Below are 16,219 nucleotides of genomic sequence, written 5' to 3'. Positions count from 1 at the left end.
TTTCAACTATAAAGCAAAAAGACCGGACTAAATGTCCGGCCTCTTTTTCTTTCTTAAAAAGTTATTCTTTAAGCTTTATTCTGTTTGCGTTTTTCTACATAGAAGGCAAATCCAAGGGCACTAATCAAGACACCGCCGATGATACCAACCATCGAAATGGTTTGTCCAGTAGATGGCAATTTCTTGCTTTCTGTTTTTTCTTCTACCTTAGCTGCTGTTTTGTAGACAACTCCATAAGATGAGAAGTGATTGGTTGTGAAGGTTACCTTGCTCTTGTCTTCATTCAAGCTGAACTGGTAGGTCTCAACCTTGCCATCTTCTCCAATGCCTACAACAGATTCTACTTCTTTCTTAGGATCCACTGGCATCGTCACCACAGTTGGGCTAAATTGATGAACAGGGCCATTTTGATTTGACAACTGAATGTCGTAAATCTGATAGTCTTTACCTTTGAGGGCTTGGACATCTTTCAATACAGAAGCTGCCAAATTAAAGCCACCTTGGGCAAAGTCTGGGTTTTGTAGGGTGATTCCAGTAACAGGATCTACTAAAATGTAGGAATTCGTAGGAAGAACTGGACGATTGTTTGTAGTTGGAGCAGGGACAATCGTAGTTGATGTGTTTACATCCTTGTTTGGCTTAGTACTTGGTTGAGTCGGCTTGGTTTCGTTCTTGCTTGGCTCAGTACTTGGCTCAGTTGGTTGAGTTGCATCCTTGCTTGGTTCAGTCGTTGTAGTTGTGGTTTCATCCTTGCTTGGCTCGGTACTTGGCTCAGTTGGTTGAGTCTCATCCTTGCTTGGCTCAGTACTTGGAGCTGTTGTTGTAGTTGCATCTGTGCTTGGCTCGGTACTTGAAGCTGTTGTTGTAGTTGCATCTGTGCTTGGCTCGGTACTTGGAGCTGTTGTTGTAGTTACGTCAGTGCTTGGCTCAGTACTTGGAGCGGTTGTTGTAGTTGCATCCGTGCTTGGCTCGGTACTTGGAGCTGTTGTCGTAGTTGCGTCAGTGCTTGGCTCAGTACTTGGAGCAGTTGTTGTAGTTGCGTCCGTTGGTTCCTTGTAATTATCTGGAAGAGATGCCCGATACGGATCATCTGTTCTACCCGCTTCTTTCAAGGTTGCTGAAAGCTCTGCTTCGTATTGTTTAAATTGTTTGAAAAGACGCTCAGAACGCGCAATTGCTTCAGCAGTTACTTGGTCCTCTGCCCCTTTTGCAGCCGCTTCATCAGCTTTCAAGGCAGCGTATTTTGCATCGCTCACTTTTTGTTCGATAATGAGCTGTTCTTCTAGTGCTTTCCAGTGATTTTGGATCGATTTTCCAAAGAGATCTTGGTTATTGATGGCCATTTGGTCAATGTGCCAAACTGTCCAATACCATGAATTTGGATCATAAGTAGCTGTTTGAGGTTTAAAAGCTTCGTAAGTATCTTTTACATTTCCATAGAATGGAACATAAGGGGTATTCCGCGAAGGTCCCATGCCGAGCCATACAGTTCCACCAAATGATTTTGGAAGATTTGGATTGATTTGATAGACATGGGCATCAATCACATTTTCATTTCCTAAGGCATACTTGTATTGGTCTTTACGAACAGTATCGTTGCTACCATCGTCACCTTGTTTCTTAACACCGATTTGATCATCTGGTACAAAGCGTCCATTCAAGTGTTCAAAACGGTTCCGTTGCAAGGCAAAAGCATCTTCCAAGGTGTATTTTTTGTTTGGATCAGTTGGTGAACGGAAGAGCTCATACTCATCATCCTCATAAGTGACTTTAGAGTCTGGATCTAGTAAGGTGATGCCCGCATAGGTCCGTGAGCGGTCTCCTTCAGCATATTTTTCTGGTCCATAAGATTTAGCAATATGGAAATTGCCATCTTTATCGGTCTTGTAGTTGCCAGATTCCTTGGCTACTTTTTCTACATCTTTAGAGGCGATGACATTTTCAGTGTCATTCAAATCAACATGACCTAGGTAGTAGGTATTTGCAAAGACTGCGTATTTATCTTCTGGCACCTTCACCGCTACATATTGGTGACCAGAAAGAATTTCCATGTACCAAGTTTCATTTTGGTCTGCAAAGACGACCACATTCCCTTCTGCTGATCCTTTTTCTTCGATGACTTTAGCCAGTAATTCAACCCCTTCACGGGCAGTTTTCACACGTGGCAAGATGACATCTAGCATTGCAGCTTCTGGTAAGCCATTCTCTTTCAAAGGATCTGTTGACAAGACCTTCTTATTTGGGATCGCCGTTACTGTCGCAGTCATGGATACACCGGCTTCATTAAAACCGTGTTCCCCGAAAGCCCCATTGCTACCGTCACCACGAGCAGAGTCATAAGTAGCTGTGTATTTCATTTCATTGGCTGCATGCGGGTAGGTGAATCCGTTGGATTCATCCTCGATTTGATCTCCCTCATTATAGGTCTTGGCATCGACAACAACATAGTTTTTGTTGTGTTTTCCACCATTTGGATAATAAGGATAGTCCTCAGTCCGGCCAAACAGGGTCGTTCCATCCTTGGTCAACTGGCGACCAATGATAAATCCACAGCAGGCCTGAACGGCTTGAATTGGTAGGAGTAAGAACGTCATCGCTACCAAAGCTAGTTTAAACAACCATTTCTTCATCGCAAATCTCCTTTTTGCTTATTTTATGTCCTCAAGCGGTTTTTGGACACAAGTAGGTTTTATATACCATCAGTCTACTCCTTTTCAATCAACATTGCAAGCGCTTTCTTTTCACATTTTTATTCATTTATTTGTGATATTTTTAGCTTTCTCTATCGTTTTTGAGAAATATATACAAAAAAACTGAGACTTCACTCAGTTTTCAGATAATTTACAAATATGCTACAAATCAAAAAAGGGATGAAAGATAAAGGGCCAAGCATAAAGAAGGATGGCACCAGCTGTATAAAGGGCCAAGGCTCCCCAGCGCCAGCTTTTTTTCACACTATCTTGCTCACCATAGACGGGAAAGACAAAGGCTAGAATCCCTCCTCCCACCAGGCCTCCTAGGTGACCGGCTAGACTGATCCCCGGCATGAAGCTAAAGAGGATATTGATCAGAATCAAGGCAGTGTAACGTTGGCCCAGATAGCGAATATAGGGACTTCGAGCGATGAAGCGTAAACTGACAATGGCAGCAAAGAGTCCAGCTAGGGCTGTAGAAGCACCTGCTGCGACGACTTCTGGAGAAAAAACCAATACAAAAAGGTTGCCCATTAAGCCGGATAAGAGGTAGAGGGCTAAAAAGGCCTTCGAGCCAAATAGATCTTCTGCGATTCTTCCGATAAAATAGAGGGTAACCATGTTTAAAACAAAGTGCTGCAAGCCAACATGAACAAACATGGCAGCAAGCAAACGCCAGCTTTGTCTTGGGTCCACCTGGATTTCATCTCCTAAGACACCTCCAAAATCGTAGACAGTTTGGACCGATTCATAGTCAAAGCCACGAAGCAATAACATGGATAGAAAAACGCCGGTTGTTAACAGAAGCAGGCTACTGGTCACCGGGTATTTCTTATCAAATAGTTGATTCATCCACAAGAACCTCCTGTACTGGAATATCATGAGGGGCAGGTTCAAAGTCTACTTCCTGGCAGGCATAGATGGTGCTGACAGTCGCTCCGTCGAAATCTGCCAAATAGCGATCATAATAGCCTCCTCCATAACCCAGACGGTAGCCATTCTTTTGAAAGGCCACTCCAGGAACATGGATCAAATCAATCTCCGACTGATCTATTGCTTGAGCCCCATCCTCTGGTTCCAAGAGACCAAAGGCTGTTGGTTTCAATTTCTGCGGATCATAGACTGCAAATTCCATGCGCCCTTTTGGATAGGTCTTTGGGATGACGACCTGTTTGCCATCTTCTAGAGCTGTATCAATGAGAAAACTTGTATCCACTTCATGCGGGAAGGACAAATAGGTCGCAATCACGCTTGCTGCTTTGTAAGCTGGTAAAGAGCGCAACCGCTGGATCAAGGCTTGATCAGCCTTTCGCTTGTTCTCCGGCTCCAAGCCTTTCATCTTCTTCAATATACTTTTTCGAATACTTGCTTTCATTTCCATCTCTCTTTATTGGTTGGCTTTCATTTTTAAGAAAGGACTAATGGCTTTGACACCAAGGTGCAGGACTTCTTCCTTAGGACTCATCTGAGGGTGATGGAGGGCATAAGGGCTGTCCACTCCCAACCAGAACATGACTCCATCCACTTTTGACAAGAGATAACCAAAATCTTCTCCGGTCATGGCGGGTAGGATATCAATCAAGGTGACATCTTCTGCTTGATCAAAGAAAGTCATCAATTCATCTGCCAAGTCTGGATTGTTTTCCACCGGCAAATAGCCCCCTTGCTTGAGTTCCAACTCTAGGTCCATATCAAAAGCATCTGCAACCCCTCTCGCAATCGTCTCGAGTCGCTTCTGGGTCAAGAGGTTCATTTCCATGGTCAGGGTCCGGATGGTCCCATGCAGAAAGGCCGTCTCTGCAATGACGTTATTGGTCGTCCCCGCATGCATGGAACCGAAGGTCACAACTGCCCCCTCGATAGGATCGACATTACGGCTGACAATGGTTTGAACCTGAGTGACAAAATAGCTAGCAGCGACCAAGGCATCCTTGGCTTCATGGGGGAAGGCGGCGTGTCCACCTTTTCCTTTAAAGGTCAGCTTCACTTCACAGGTCCCTGCAAAGAGCGTCCCCCGATTGGTCGCAATCTCGCCTACCTTTAAGTCTGGACGGACATGAAGACCGTAGAATTGATCAGGCAACCAGTCCCCAAAGGCCCCATCCTCATACATGAGCATCCCTCCAGCTTCATTTTCCTCGGCTGGTTGAAAGAGGAACAAGAGATTGTTCTTCGGTTGTACTTGGACCAGTTGCTCCAGCAAACCCAAAGCTAAGGTCATATGAATATCATGGCCACAGGCATGCATCCGACCTTCGTGACGAGAGGCAAAGTCAAGGCCAGTTTGCTCGATAATGGGCAGTCCATCGATATCGGTCCGCCAGCCAATGGTCTTTTCTGGATCGGATCCCTTCAAAAAGACTAAGATCCCTGTCCGCCAGGTCCGCTGCTCGACGAACTCTTTTCCCTCGGTGATTTCTGCGATGCGCTCCAAGAGATAGGCTTGTGTTTTAAATTCTTCTAGTCCAATTTCCGGGATTTGATGCAGGTCTCGCCGAATTTTTACTAAATCAAGTGTCATATCCATCTTCCTTTTTTGAGAAGAAGCCGAGGTATCCCCCAGCTTCCTTTTCTTATTCTTCTATTAAAGGTTACGCAAGGCATCCTCAAGTGCTGTTTTTTGTTGCGTCTGTTCGTCAATCGTCTTGATCACGCGCGCAGGCACACCTGCTACCACTACATTTTCAGGCACATCTTGGGTAACAATCGCACCCGCTGCTACGACAGAGCCATTGCCAACTTGCACCCCTTCGATGACGACGGCATTGGCACCCACCAAGACGTTATCCCCGATACGAACTGGTTCTGCAGAGGCTGGCTCAATGACACCTGCAAGGACTGCTCCTGCTCCGATGTGGCTGTTTTTACCAACCGTTGCACGGCCACCAAGAATAGCTCCCATATCGATCATGGTCCCCGCACCAATTTCAGCACCGATATTGATGACAGCCCCCATCATGATCACCGCATTGTCTTCAATGGTCACCTGGTCTCGAATAATTGCACCTGGTTCAATCCGAGCATTCAAGTAACGCTTGTCCAGCAAAGGCACCGCTGAATTGCGACCATCTTGCTCTACGATATAGTCTTTGTTTTCTGTTAAGTTGGCAAGAAGGGGCTCAATCTCTTTCCAGTCTCCAAATAGGACATTGCCTAGTTTTACAACGGATGCCGGAAGCTCTCCCGTCAATTCCCCTTCGAAGGTTACTTTTACATTGGTTGTCTTTTCTGCATTGCCGATAAAGGCGATAATCTCTTGTGCAGTCATTTTTTGTGCAGTCATGTCAGTACCTCTTGTTCTTTGTAGTCAGTCCTCTAGGAAGACAAGCTCCTTTTGAACTCTTTGATTTTACTATTATAGCATAATTTTAAGAGTCCTTTAAATCACTGGCAGACGAAGTAATCTTAAGATCCTAATGTATCTTTGTACTATCTCCCAAAATCATGCTATGGTTTCTTTTTTACAGCTATTCCTTTTAGATACCACTGCTCAGAGTTTTCCTCGAAATTTAGGGAAACTAGTTCATTATCTACTGTTGAATAGGAGAGGGTGCAGGAGTATACTTTCTGAGAAGATGAGATTGAAAAATGCGTGACTTCAGGAGTTCCCATTTGAGAAATAACGTCATGAATTTCCTGTCCATCTTGAGAAAAGAGAGCTCTAAATTCTTCTGTTGTTTTGGTTGGTTCTTCCAAAGATGTAGCGTAATATCCCATATAGATATTAGTGACCCTATACTTATCGTCATGCCCCAATAGATTAAAACTGACATTTCCACGATTATCCGGTAGTTCATATTGTAAAGTGATTCCCCGATTATCTGCATTTACATCAGAAAAATAGCCTCGTTTAGCTTTTCCATACTGATTCACAAGTTCTTCTGCCGTCACATTGGATAATTTATTTTTTCGACTGAGAACCAATAACTCGTCTAAATTAAAGTCACGAATCCCATTATCCCCATCTATATAGGGGGAATTGTCGGCAGTCAATTGTCCTGATTTCTTATCTGACTCACTTTTCTCTCTCTTTGTTGAGCTAGAAGATTCTGAGGGTTGGCTAGAGGAGGCAGATGATGAGCTAGCGGATGTCGAACTGAAAGAATGACGGTCCTGTTTCTTACTTACTGGAGTATCCTGCTCTGTCTTTTGGGAAGATTGACTCACATAACCAATGACCCCAATGATAAAACTAAAGAGGAGAACCATCCCCACTCCAGCTGCTAGAAGCGAACCAACACGGGGCAAGCCCGCTCCGCGAAAAGCATCCTCACGGACACTCCTCTTCACTCCTTTTTGATAACTCCGAAGACTGGGACTTTCAAAAGCTTCTCCTTCAGGCCCACGATCTGAAAAGACTTCAGACACTTCCCGATTCCTACTTGGGAACCTAGACCATTCTCTTTGAATCTGTCTACCTTTTTCCATTCCATTTTCCCTTCTTTTTACTTAACTTTGTTTCTTAGGATCTAGTTGACTCTTACGCAACAAGGAATAGGAACCGTCTACCTGTTCCAGCTCCAATAAATACGTTTTTCCCTTCTCATCCTGATAGGATAGTTGAAAACCTTCCTGATCAGGCCCAATCTGGCGTCGGACGAAGGATTGTAAGCCCTGATAACTGCCTAACAGTTTCTTCAGATCTATCTTTTCTCCAGGTTCTAAGCTCTGGTAAACTTTTTCTGAAAAAGCTTTTTTCCCCTCCCGGTCTAGATTGGCTAGACTGGCGTCGATTTCTTCTAGCAGATACCTCCCATCAGCCCCCTTGCTAAAAAGCAAACGGATGGAGGCTCCCTTTCCCCTATCGTCCCATCGATAGAGCAGGGAGAGACTGGGTTGCTTGCTTGCTGTAGATTGAAAGAGGACTTTTTCTTGGGGATGCCCCATCTCCTTCAGAAGGGTCTCCAGGCGACTTCCAGTCTGCTTCAGGCTACCGTTTTGGTTCTTTATCGATAGAGAAAAATGCTTAATTTGTTCCAAGGTCCATAGCGAATCCTTTTTTCCATTCGTTTCTTTTAAGAGTCGCTCCCCTTGAAATTCTTTTGCTTTAAAAGTTGATAAATTCTTTATTTCATTTCTGGCTGTAGAACTTTTCGGTGGATGACTAAGGACCTCTAACCCCATCCCTAGGAGGAGCGCTAGCAGCAGGAGACCAGGAATTGTTAACTTCTTGATGACTATATCCATTTACTCCTCCTTATTCGACCTTGACTAGATGATAGCGCGCATCTTTTTGGGCTTGCAAAGTGAGAAAGACGAGCCCCTCTTGTGCACGGTAGGTCAGGACCAAAACTGTCTTGCCGTCCTTATAATTCAAAAGCAATGATTGTGGCAAGCCTACCTTTTGTAGAATGTCTTCTAGTTTCATGCCTGTTTTCTCTTTCCCATTCGTAAGACTGGTCAGAGTTGCCTTTTTCAGCTCTTTACTTTCCAGATGGTCCTTAGAAGTTGGTTGATAGCCCTGAATAGCTGTTAGATAGTAGCCGTCCTTCATATGGGTAAATTCAAATTGGTATCTATCTCGACCATCTTGCGTCGTTCCATAGCTTAGACGAAGGAGCTGCGTTGTAGCTTTTGACTCAAGCCGAGCTTGCTTGGCTCCTCCTAATTTTTTGACCAGGGTCTCTGGTGTCGTCCCCTTGGTGTTTGGCTCACCAGTCGCATCACCTATTTTAAACTCCAGCAATTCCTCCAAATGCACCCCAACTTCTGGGTGATCTGATTTCGCCAGGAAGTCTTGCAGATAAGCTTCTTCCTGATGAAAGGTCACTTGCTGGTCTGGATTTAGCTGTTCTTGTGGCCTCCCAAAAGTAGCAAGACCATAGCCTAAGCCCAGCATTGCGAGGATTCCGAAAATAATCCCTCTTTTTTTGATGAAAGCGAGGAGGGGCTTCAGATATTTTCTTGTTATTTCCTTTACATTATCCATTCTGCGATCGTATCTGTATCCCTTTCCGTCCAACTATTCACACCTGTTTCCTTTAGCAACATATCCTACTATACCATAAATAGCCAGTCCTCGCTAGAATAGAGAAGAGAGTGGGACAGAAATCGGTAATTCGTTAGAATTCGATTTCGTCGTCCCACCTCCGCACAGTTGAGTAGGGCTGTAAAAGCTGATGAAATCAGCGTGGTAGAGCCCACTCAACCACTGCGTATTGCTCGACAATCCAAAAATAATTGAGAGGCTAGGACTTTTGTCCCAGCCTCTTTTTCTAGCTTTAGGAAAGTTGAACTTCTCTCTTCCTCCTACCATTGCGAGGCAGGAAAGTGACCAATCTTAGTCGTCACCTTTTTTAGCAAGAAGGAAATCGCCATCTGATTGTTTCACAAACGTCAACTTATATTGGTCTGTCGTTGAAGATTTAAAATAAATTGTCATGGTAGTCACAATATCATGTGTTTTGTAGTCTTCATCTGCAGACAAAGAGAGATTATAAATGGTATTATCTTTCAACACTTCCTTGTAAGAAACGCCATCCTTACCAGTTTTGGAATCTCCAACTTTGAGCTTGTCATAGTAAGATGAGGTCATAAAATCGTCCTCAGCTTCTTTATAATTTCCTGTATAATAGAGATCCTTTAAATAATAGGTATCTCCCTCTTTCTTAAAGGTCAATCTCATATCACGAACGGTATGGTATTGAGAATAGGTATCATCCTGATCTTCTTCTAACTCGCCCCACTCTAAATCAATGAGATCTCTTCTAAATGAACCTTGCAAAGCTTTTCCGTGTCCATCTACAACATCTTCAATGGATGTTCCCAAATCTGGAGTTTCGTATGTACCAAAGTCGAGGTCAGCCAAATCTGTAATGTTCCAAGAAAAATCCGTATCCTCTGGATCAATATATTTTCCAGACTGATCACGCTTTGATGTCCCTGCATCAGCTTTCGGATGAAGGGCAGGAGAGGAACTTTTAGCACTATTAGCTGCACCCATAGAATGACCGAGGAAGAGACCGATAATGACTCCTAAGACCGCAAAGCCACTAATACAAGCAATTAACAGACCTTTCCCTGGCTTCTTTTGATCACCAGTTTCTGGCACACCAAATGGTGCCTGTGATTGATTCGTATTCATCTTTCATCTATCTCCTCTATATTAAAAACGTTCTGGACCAATGTATAAGAAGTCCCCATCTGGTTGTGCTAAGAAACGCAATGTCTTATAATCGTCATCCACTTTAAGGTTAATCTTTGCAACCACTCGAGTAGAGTCATACTCTTCTCCATCAGCAGTGATTTTTGTCTCAGTACCGATTTGAACATTTGTTTTATGTTTCTTCAAAACTTCTAACAGAGAGGTTCCACCTTTACCAGTTTCCTTATCCCCTTTTTTCAGATCCTTGAATTCTTTAGAACTCATCTCACGATCTGCAGAAGTGTCTTCGTCCTCATCGTCTTCATCGTCTTCGTTGGCGTAGACTTCTTCCAAGTTAAAGGCTTCTACAGATTTCAAATAATAGTTGCCATCCACTTTTTCAAATCGGAAATAAATATTTTGGTGAGAGGCGTTCTTTGCACGATCCCAAGTAAGAGTCATGCCTTTCTTTTCATAATCGACACTGGTAGCCAATCCATAGGTATCAACAATCTGATCAGCAGTCAAGCCATATCCGTCCTTGTTGCTGTAACTTAATGCAGCAAGGTCTTTGAGGGTCCAAGTAAAGACAACCTCATCTTTTTCTGTAATGAAGCTGTTCTTTGTCTTCTTAGCTTCTTCGCTGGCACGATCTAATCGTTTGGTACGTTTGGCATCTTCTTGAGGTTTAGCTGAATGTCCCCAGAAATAGCCAGCTCCGCCACCAATCAAGCCACCAAGGAAGAGGGCAAGAATAGAAAAGACGATAAATTTAGTCCATCCACGCTTCGGTTTTGGCTGAACATTCCATTGGGATTGGAAGTCTTGAGGATTCCCTTGTTGGTAGAAAGGATTGTTTTCTACCTGAGGAGCTTGATTTTGGAAATATTGTTCCTGTCCTCCAGCTTGTGGCCCTTCTACTGGAGAAGCCTGTTGAAAGGCTTGCGCTCCTGGTGCCCCAAATGGCTCATAAGCTGTCTGGCCATTTTGTGCTCCAAAAGGTTCTTGAACAGTCTGCCCTCCTTGTGCTCCAAAAGGTTCTTGGACGGTTTGACCAGTTTGGGCTTCAAGAGGTGGTTGAACAGTTTGTTCTTCTTGCGCTCCAAAAGGTTCTTGAACAGCTTGCCCCTCTTGTGTTCCAAAAGGTTCTTGAACAGTTTGTCCCTCTTGTGTTCCAAAAGGTGTCTTGTCTTCTGTTGTCATAATCTCTCCTTTACTAACAACCTGCGCCCGTCATCCTCCCCACTTTTTGTGACCATAGTTTGACGTGCAAAGTATAAATATAGTAGTTCTACTATATCATAAAACAGTCTATTTTTCCACCTCATTCTGAGATATTGAAAGCGATTAAAAAACGACCTCTTGCGAGATCGTTTTGTCTATTGATTAAAGACGAGCGTTGAGTTCTGCTCCAAGTTCTTCAAATCCTGGTTTACCAAGAAGGGCAAACATATTTTTCTTGTAGGCTTCAACACCTGGTTGGTCAAATGGGTTGATCGCGTTCAAGTAACCTGAAAGGGCGATGGCCAATTCGAAGAAGTAGATGGCATAACCAAGAGTGAAGGCATCTTGCTCAGGAAGAGTTACGTACATGTTTGGCACGTCACCGTCAGTGTGGGCAAGAAGAACACCGTCAGTTGCTTTTTTGTTTACGAAGTCAACGTCTTTTCCTTGGAGGTAACCAAGTCCATCAAGGTCTTCTTCCAATGTAGGGATGATCACGTTCTTACGTGGTTTGTCCACACGGACAACTGTTTCAAACATGATACGAGTTCCTTCTTGGATAAACTGACCCAATGAGTGCAAGTCTGTTGAGAAGTTAGCTGAAGTTGGGTAGATCCCTTTTTGGTCTTTTCCTTCTGTTCAGGCACCCCTTGTGGATCCATCTGCTGGGAATTCCCTTGCACTGACTGGCTAGTTTGATTGACTTGCCAATCAACCACTGCGTCATCTATTTTTTCTAATTTAGACCCAGAAGCCTGGACTTTTTGTCCAAGCTCTGAATCAATTTTTTAGACTTTTATTTTTCTAAATTGCTTGATTTTAAATTTTGTTATGGTCAAGCAGTTTCGAAAATCTGAATGGTAGAGTCCTTTTCAATTACTACTGCTTGGTCTGCCGCAACATGGAGAGTCCCCGGCAGGCTGCCCTCTTTTGAACCATCAAAAGAAATCGTGATATGGCCCAGTCCAGTTAAATTTTTTTCTACTACATTTCCTACGGCAGTAATCGAATATTCCTGACTATCTACCACCAGCTTTCCACCTTCTAGTATTGCACCTAGAAGATTTTTGTTATCGATTTTAAAACAATACTCTGCTAAGTCTTCCGGAGCTTCTTCTCCAAACAAAATGAGCATATTGGCATCTTGAATCATATTCTGAGCTTCAGGCCCCACTTGAATTACTTTAGCTTCAAAAATTTTCTTCATCTAATTCCTATTCATCCTTTCTCAAATCTGTCATAAACTTATGCTTATAGATAAGTTTAACATAATAGTTGCTATGTTTACGTGCATCTATCAAAAGTTTACTGATAAAGGCCAATACTAGCTATCCAAGCTACTAGCACCCGCGGAACACCATTGAGAAAGCGTGAATAAAGCACAGAAGGGACACCAACCTCAACTGTTTCAGCCTTGGCTTCAGATAGACCGAGTGCTACAGGAATGAAATCACAACCGTTTTGAGTGTTGATAGCAAATATAGCTGGCAGAGCCATTTGGGGCGGAATAGTCCCTTTGCCGATTTCAACTCCAATTAAGGTTCCAATAATCTGACTGATAACAGCTCCGGGGCCTAACAAAGGAGATAGGAATGGCAAGGAACAGATAAAGCCAATCAAAATGAGTCCCCAGATGTTCCCAGCTAGGGGAACCATTAATTTTGCCAGCCAATTTCCAACACCTGAACCTTGAATAACCCCAATCAGCAAGGAAACAAAGGCCATGAAAGGAATGATCGTGTTGAGCATTGTTTGGATGGCTTCACGAGCAGCCTGGTTGAAAGTCGCAACGACCTTCCCAGCGCCCATCCCAATTCTTGCTACAATACTTGTTTCAGCTTTTTGCTCTGTAATTTTTTTACTAGTATCGTAAGTTGGCTTTTCTGTTACCACAGTTGTCGCTTTTTCGTCTTCATTAGCAGCAGAAATTTGATTAAGGCCAACTGCTGACACATAGATTTCCTCGGTTATATATTGAGCTAGAGGCCCACTTTTCCCTGTAGCGACAATATTTATTGTAGGGATCCCCTTTTTAGGATAAATACCACAGCGAAGAGTACCGCCACAATCCACGATTGCTAAAGCAATTTCCTCATCTGGGATAGAAGTTTTAAACCCATTAACAGCTTCCATACCGGTCAAATCAGCAATTTTATCTACAATATCTGGCTTTTCTCCTCCGCCAGTGATATAGATGAATTTATGCTTAGCTTCACTAGGTGTAATGACCAAAGGTCCTCCGAAACCGCCATTTCCTTTAACAACTTTTATACTCTTATATGACATAATTTCACTCTTTCTATAAATCAAATGTTTTACTCAAGGTAACACCTTGCTGTTTTGCTACATAAGCAGTTGTAAAATCGGTCACCCAACCGCCTACAAAGTTCATGACAAGCCCAACAAGCATGTAACGAATGGCTAAGTCCATTTGACTTAAACCTAAAGTTTGAATTCCTGTTGCAATTCCCATCCATACAAACAATTCCCCAGGATTGATATGCGGAAATACACCATTTGAAGTGTGGCAGAACTGCATCTGAGCTGCTACAAAACTAGGTTTATAATATTCTGGTAAGAAACGTCCCATACTGATTGCCATCGGATTCCCCAGCATAAAGGCTGAAATGAAAGGTAAAATCATATACCGGCTAACAGGATTTTTGGCAGAAATCTTAGCCAGGGAATTGACCTTCTCTTCTCCCAAGAAAGCGATAAGGGTATTCATTGCAATCAATAGCATTAAGACAAGCGGTACAATATTTGTCATCCAGCTAATAAAGGTTTCTCCACCTAATTGGAAGAGTTTCATAAAACTCTCTGCAAAATTTGTAATGTGATTCATAAGGAACTCCCTTTCTTATTTTTTTTAAATAACTGTTTAATAGATAATTGTAAGTAATTCGCATAAAAGCCGAATCCCAGAAAAGAATCAGATGAACTTGTCTCTTTCTCAATACCTGCCTCATGCCAAAGATAGACTTTTCTAGCATCTTCTATGGCTGATTGCATCAACTTATTTTCTTTTCTCACAAGAGGATTATACTTGTCAAAATAATGGATGTCTTCTCCAACATAATCGTCCATATTTTGAAAACGTGCTAAGATTGTGACTCCTTGCATTTTGCTAGCTTTAAGAACCCGACCGTTTTCATCAACCGCGAACATGACAATCGTACCGGATTTGATTCTTCCGGACTTCCTGCCAATCGCTACGCGCCCCAGTCTTCGGAGCATCGTATAGGTCTTATTGAAGTCTTTGAGTTGCTGCCAGCCGAGGAACATTTGAAATATATAAGCTGCCATGATAAATACAGCGAAAATTATTAGCGAATTCATTAAAATACTCCTTTGCTCTTAGAAAATGATAGAAACTCTGTCTCTGTTTCTACAGCCCTCAATGCTTCTTTTAGAGAAGGCTCTCCTGCAATTCGAAAAATGTCGTCATACAATTCCAGCAATTCACTCTCCATTTTGCTTTCAATTTCTGAGGGAATGGCGACTAGAAAGATAAATTCAATCCAATCATCTCCTTTTTGATAGGGCTCTTCTAGCTTTCCAAACATTAAAATAGTCTTTGCATAACCCTGGTTAATTGTATGGGGGAAGGCAATTCCTCCACCAAAAATGGTTGATTGTTTTTTATCCCTATCAATTATCCGATTTCTAAAACCTTCATCAATCATCTGAAGTTTCTCTAACTCTGCAACCATATTTAGCAAGTATTGCTGATAGGTTTTTTGGGGAGTCAAACGAAGAAAACGTAAGCTGACTGTTTCTAGATTTTTTTGATGAAAAGCATTGGCCCTCTGCCATTCTTCCTGCAGCCATTGATCATCAAAAAGATGATTAACTTGAATGACTGGAGATTTAGAATCTTTATATTTTAGAGGAACTGTCGTAAAAATCGCGAAATAGTCCTGATTCAAATCCAGATTAAAATCCTCTTCAGAATACTGAGTAATGTCTACATCATTTCCAAGAATTCGTCTGAGTTGCTGAATAATCATCGCAGCAGTTCCTCTTCCTGTTGTGCAAACTACAGCTATCTGCTTGCGAGAACCATTTACAACAGAGTTTTGCTTTCTTAAAATCATTTCAAAATACAAAGCCAGATATCCGATTTCAGATAATTCCAATTCAGAACCAAAAATTGCAGATAGTTCTTCTCCAGCAATTTTCGCCATTTCAAAAGCAAAAGGATATTGAGTTTGAACCTCGCCATGGAATATATCATTAGCTTGCACATGGAAAATCAGTCGATTGATTAAGGAGCCTAGATGAGACTTGATTTCTTCAAATAATTCTTCATCATCAAAGTTAACCAACATTGTTTCTTTGACTTTCTTGACAATCCCTTGAAAAATGTTTGCAAGCTGTTCAGATTGATAAGACGGCTTGCTTAAAGTGTCAATAAAACGGATATTAAACGGAAAACACAAAAAGTCTATCTCAAACTGACTGAGGGAAATCTTATAAGTCATCTCAATATGATAGATTAATTTTTCAACCAAAGGTGTCTCTGTTAAATCATTCCTATAGTAAGGAATAGGGCAACTCAACACCCTAGATGCATGAATACGCTCCACCATAATTGAAATTGTCTTTCGAAGGAGTTCCTTTGTTTCTTTCGGGATTTTATACTCCTGGAGTAGCGTCTCCAGAAAAGAAGATGTTGCCTCGGTGAGTGTCTTTCCTTCAAAGTAAGGGGCCACTTGGTGAATATAGAGCAAGCGCAAATTCAGCTCGGACCCCAAGACCTCCAGCCCACGGTTGGGCTTTCCTGAAATAGTGATAGAGTAACTCTCTGCCAAAGATTTTACTTGTTTTAAATCCTTATTAAGGGTACTTCTACTAACACCTGCTTCCTCAGCCAAGTCGTCAATAAGAAGAGGGGAGGTTGACTCAATTAAACGTTTTAGTAAATAGGCAATTCTTTTACTGGAAGAATTGAAGTCACTCTCCCGTTTTAAACTACCAGATAAAATCCTTTCCAACTCAGTATAGTCATACACCTCTAACATTAACTGATCATCTTGTGAGATAATCTGGATACTCGGAGCCAAAACATCATTTAATTGTTGGATACTCTTTTGCAAGGTTTGCATACTAATATCCAGCTCTGAGCGCATATCTACCAAGGAATAAGTTGGCTGTGAGACCATTTTTTCTAAAATATTATACCATCGATTTACTATGGTCAACTCTCTTCCTCACC

At 42.4% G+C, this 16,219-nt stretch carries 15 protein-coding genes and 1 pseudogene; all 16 read right to left on the bottom strand.

The genetic code is table 11. The annotated features are described in order from the left end of the window. Positions 1–68 precede the first annotated feature (68 nt). Positions 69–2,630, bottom strand: a complete 2,562-nt coding sequence (locus tag AC3E8G_RS00220; RefSeq protein ID WP_490676735.1) for a C69 family dipeptidase — start codon at positions 2,628–2,630, stop codon at positions 69–71. A 222-nt stretch (positions 2,631–2,852) separates the two neighbouring features. Beyond that, a complete protein-coding gene (locus AC3E8G_RS00215) occupies positions 2,853–3,545 on the bottom strand; it encodes a rhomboid family intramembrane serine protease (protein ID WP_414286309.1) in 693 nt (230 codons plus the stop codon). Further along, on the bottom strand, positions 3,529–4,068 hold the full coding sequence (locus AC3E8G_RS00210; protein ID WP_414286308.1) for a 5-formyltetrahydrofolate cyclo-ligase: 540 nt from the start codon (positions 4,066–4,068) through the stop codon (positions 3,529–3,531). The genes AC3E8G_RS00215 and AC3E8G_RS00210 overlap by 17 nt, the downstream gene beginning before the upstream one ends. Before the next feature lie 12 nt (positions 4,069–4,080). After that, positions 4,081–5,214 carry an N-acetyldiaminopimelate deacetylase gene (locus AC3E8G_RS00205; RefSeq protein WP_490676734.1) on the bottom strand — a complete coding sequence of 378 codons (1,134 nt, stop codon included), beginning with the start codon at positions 5,212–5,214 and terminating at the stop codon, positions 4,081–4,083. 63 nt (positions 5,215–5,277) lie between these two features. After that, positions 5,278–5,976, bottom strand: a complete 699-nt coding sequence (gene dapD / locus AC3E8G_RS00200; protein WP_490676733.1) for a 2,3,4,5-tetrahydropyridine-2,6-dicarboxylate N-acetyltransferase — start codon at positions 5,974–5,976, stop codon at positions 5,278–5,280. A 164-nt stretch (positions 5,977–6,140) separates the two neighbouring features. After that, positions 6,141–7,121, bottom strand: coding sequence for a hypothetical protein (locus AC3E8G_RS00195; RefSeq protein WP_414286306.1), 981 nt, complete (start codon positions 7,119–7,121; stop codon positions 6,141–6,143). 21 nt (positions 7,122–7,142) lie between these two features. After that, positions 7,143–7,880, bottom strand: a complete 738-nt coding sequence (locus AC3E8G_RS00190) for a hypothetical protein (RefSeq protein ID WP_154857145.1) — start codon at positions 7,878–7,880, stop codon at positions 7,143–7,145. Between the two features lie 10 nt (positions 7,881–7,890). Next, on the bottom strand, positions 7,891–8,622 hold the full coding sequence (locus AC3E8G_RS00185) for a hypothetical protein (protein WP_154857143.1): 732 nt from the start codon (positions 8,620–8,622) through the stop codon (positions 7,891–7,893). A 351-nt stretch (positions 8,623–8,973) separates the two neighbouring features. Then, positions 8,974–9,777, bottom strand: a complete 804-nt coding sequence (locus AC3E8G_RS00180; protein ID WP_154857141.1) for a hypothetical protein — start codon at positions 9,775–9,777, stop codon at positions 8,974–8,976. A 21-nt stretch (positions 9,778–9,798) separates the two neighbouring features. Further along, positions 9,799–10,980, bottom strand: a complete 1,182-nt coding sequence (locus AC3E8G_RS00175) for a hypothetical protein (RefSeq protein ID WP_414286303.1) — start codon at positions 10,978–10,980, stop codon at positions 9,799–9,801. A 183-nt stretch (positions 10,981–11,163) separates the two neighbouring features. Beyond that, positions 11,164–11,640, bottom strand: a pseudogene (locus tag AC3E8G_RS00170) (phosphoglucose isomerase-related protein); the annotation flags it as partial. 196 nt (positions 11,641–11,836) lie between these two features. Further along, positions 11,837–12,208 carry a PTS glucitol/sorbitol transporter subunit IIA gene (locus AC3E8G_RS00165; RefSeq protein ID WP_008808177.1) on the bottom strand — a complete coding sequence of 124 codons (372 nt, stop codon included), beginning with the start codon at positions 12,206–12,208 and terminating at the stop codon, positions 11,837–11,839. 98 nt (positions 12,209–12,306) lie between these two features. After that, positions 12,307–13,287: a PTS glucitol/sorbitol transporter subunit IIB gene (gene srlE / locus AC3E8G_RS00160; RefSeq protein ID WP_038804194.1), complete on the bottom strand. Its 981-nt coding sequence runs from the start codon at positions 13,285–13,287 to the stop codon at positions 12,307–12,309. 13 nt (positions 13,288–13,300) lie between these two features. Further along, a complete protein-coding gene (srlA, locus tag AC3E8G_RS00155; RefSeq protein ID WP_001015684.1) occupies positions 13,301–13,846 on the bottom strand; it encodes a PTS glucitol/sorbitol transporter subunit IIC in 546 nt (181 codons plus the stop codon). Then, complete coding sequence (locus tag AC3E8G_RS00150; RefSeq protein WP_153225703.1) at positions 13,843–14,340, bottom strand: transcriptional regulator GutM; 498 nt, start codon at positions 14,338–14,340, stop codon at positions 13,843–13,845. Before AC3E8G_RS00150 ends, srlA begins: the two co-directional genes overlap by 4 nt. Further along, the gene (locus AC3E8G_RS00145; RefSeq protein WP_080639548.1) at positions 14,340–16,166 is read right to left on the bottom strand and encodes a BglG family transcription antiterminator; all 1,827 of its coding nucleotides are present in this window, start codon (positions 16,164–16,166) and stop codon (positions 14,340–14,342) included. Before AC3E8G_RS00145 ends, AC3E8G_RS00150 begins: the two co-directional genes overlap by 1 nt. Positions 16,167–16,219 lie beyond the last annotated feature (53 nt).

It is taken from the genome of Streptococcus sp. SCPM-O-B-15294 (M123), assembly GCF_058200455.1.
The sequence above is the reverse complement of the archived record's forward strand: the minus strand, read 5'-3'. Positions and strand labels throughout refer to the sequence as shown.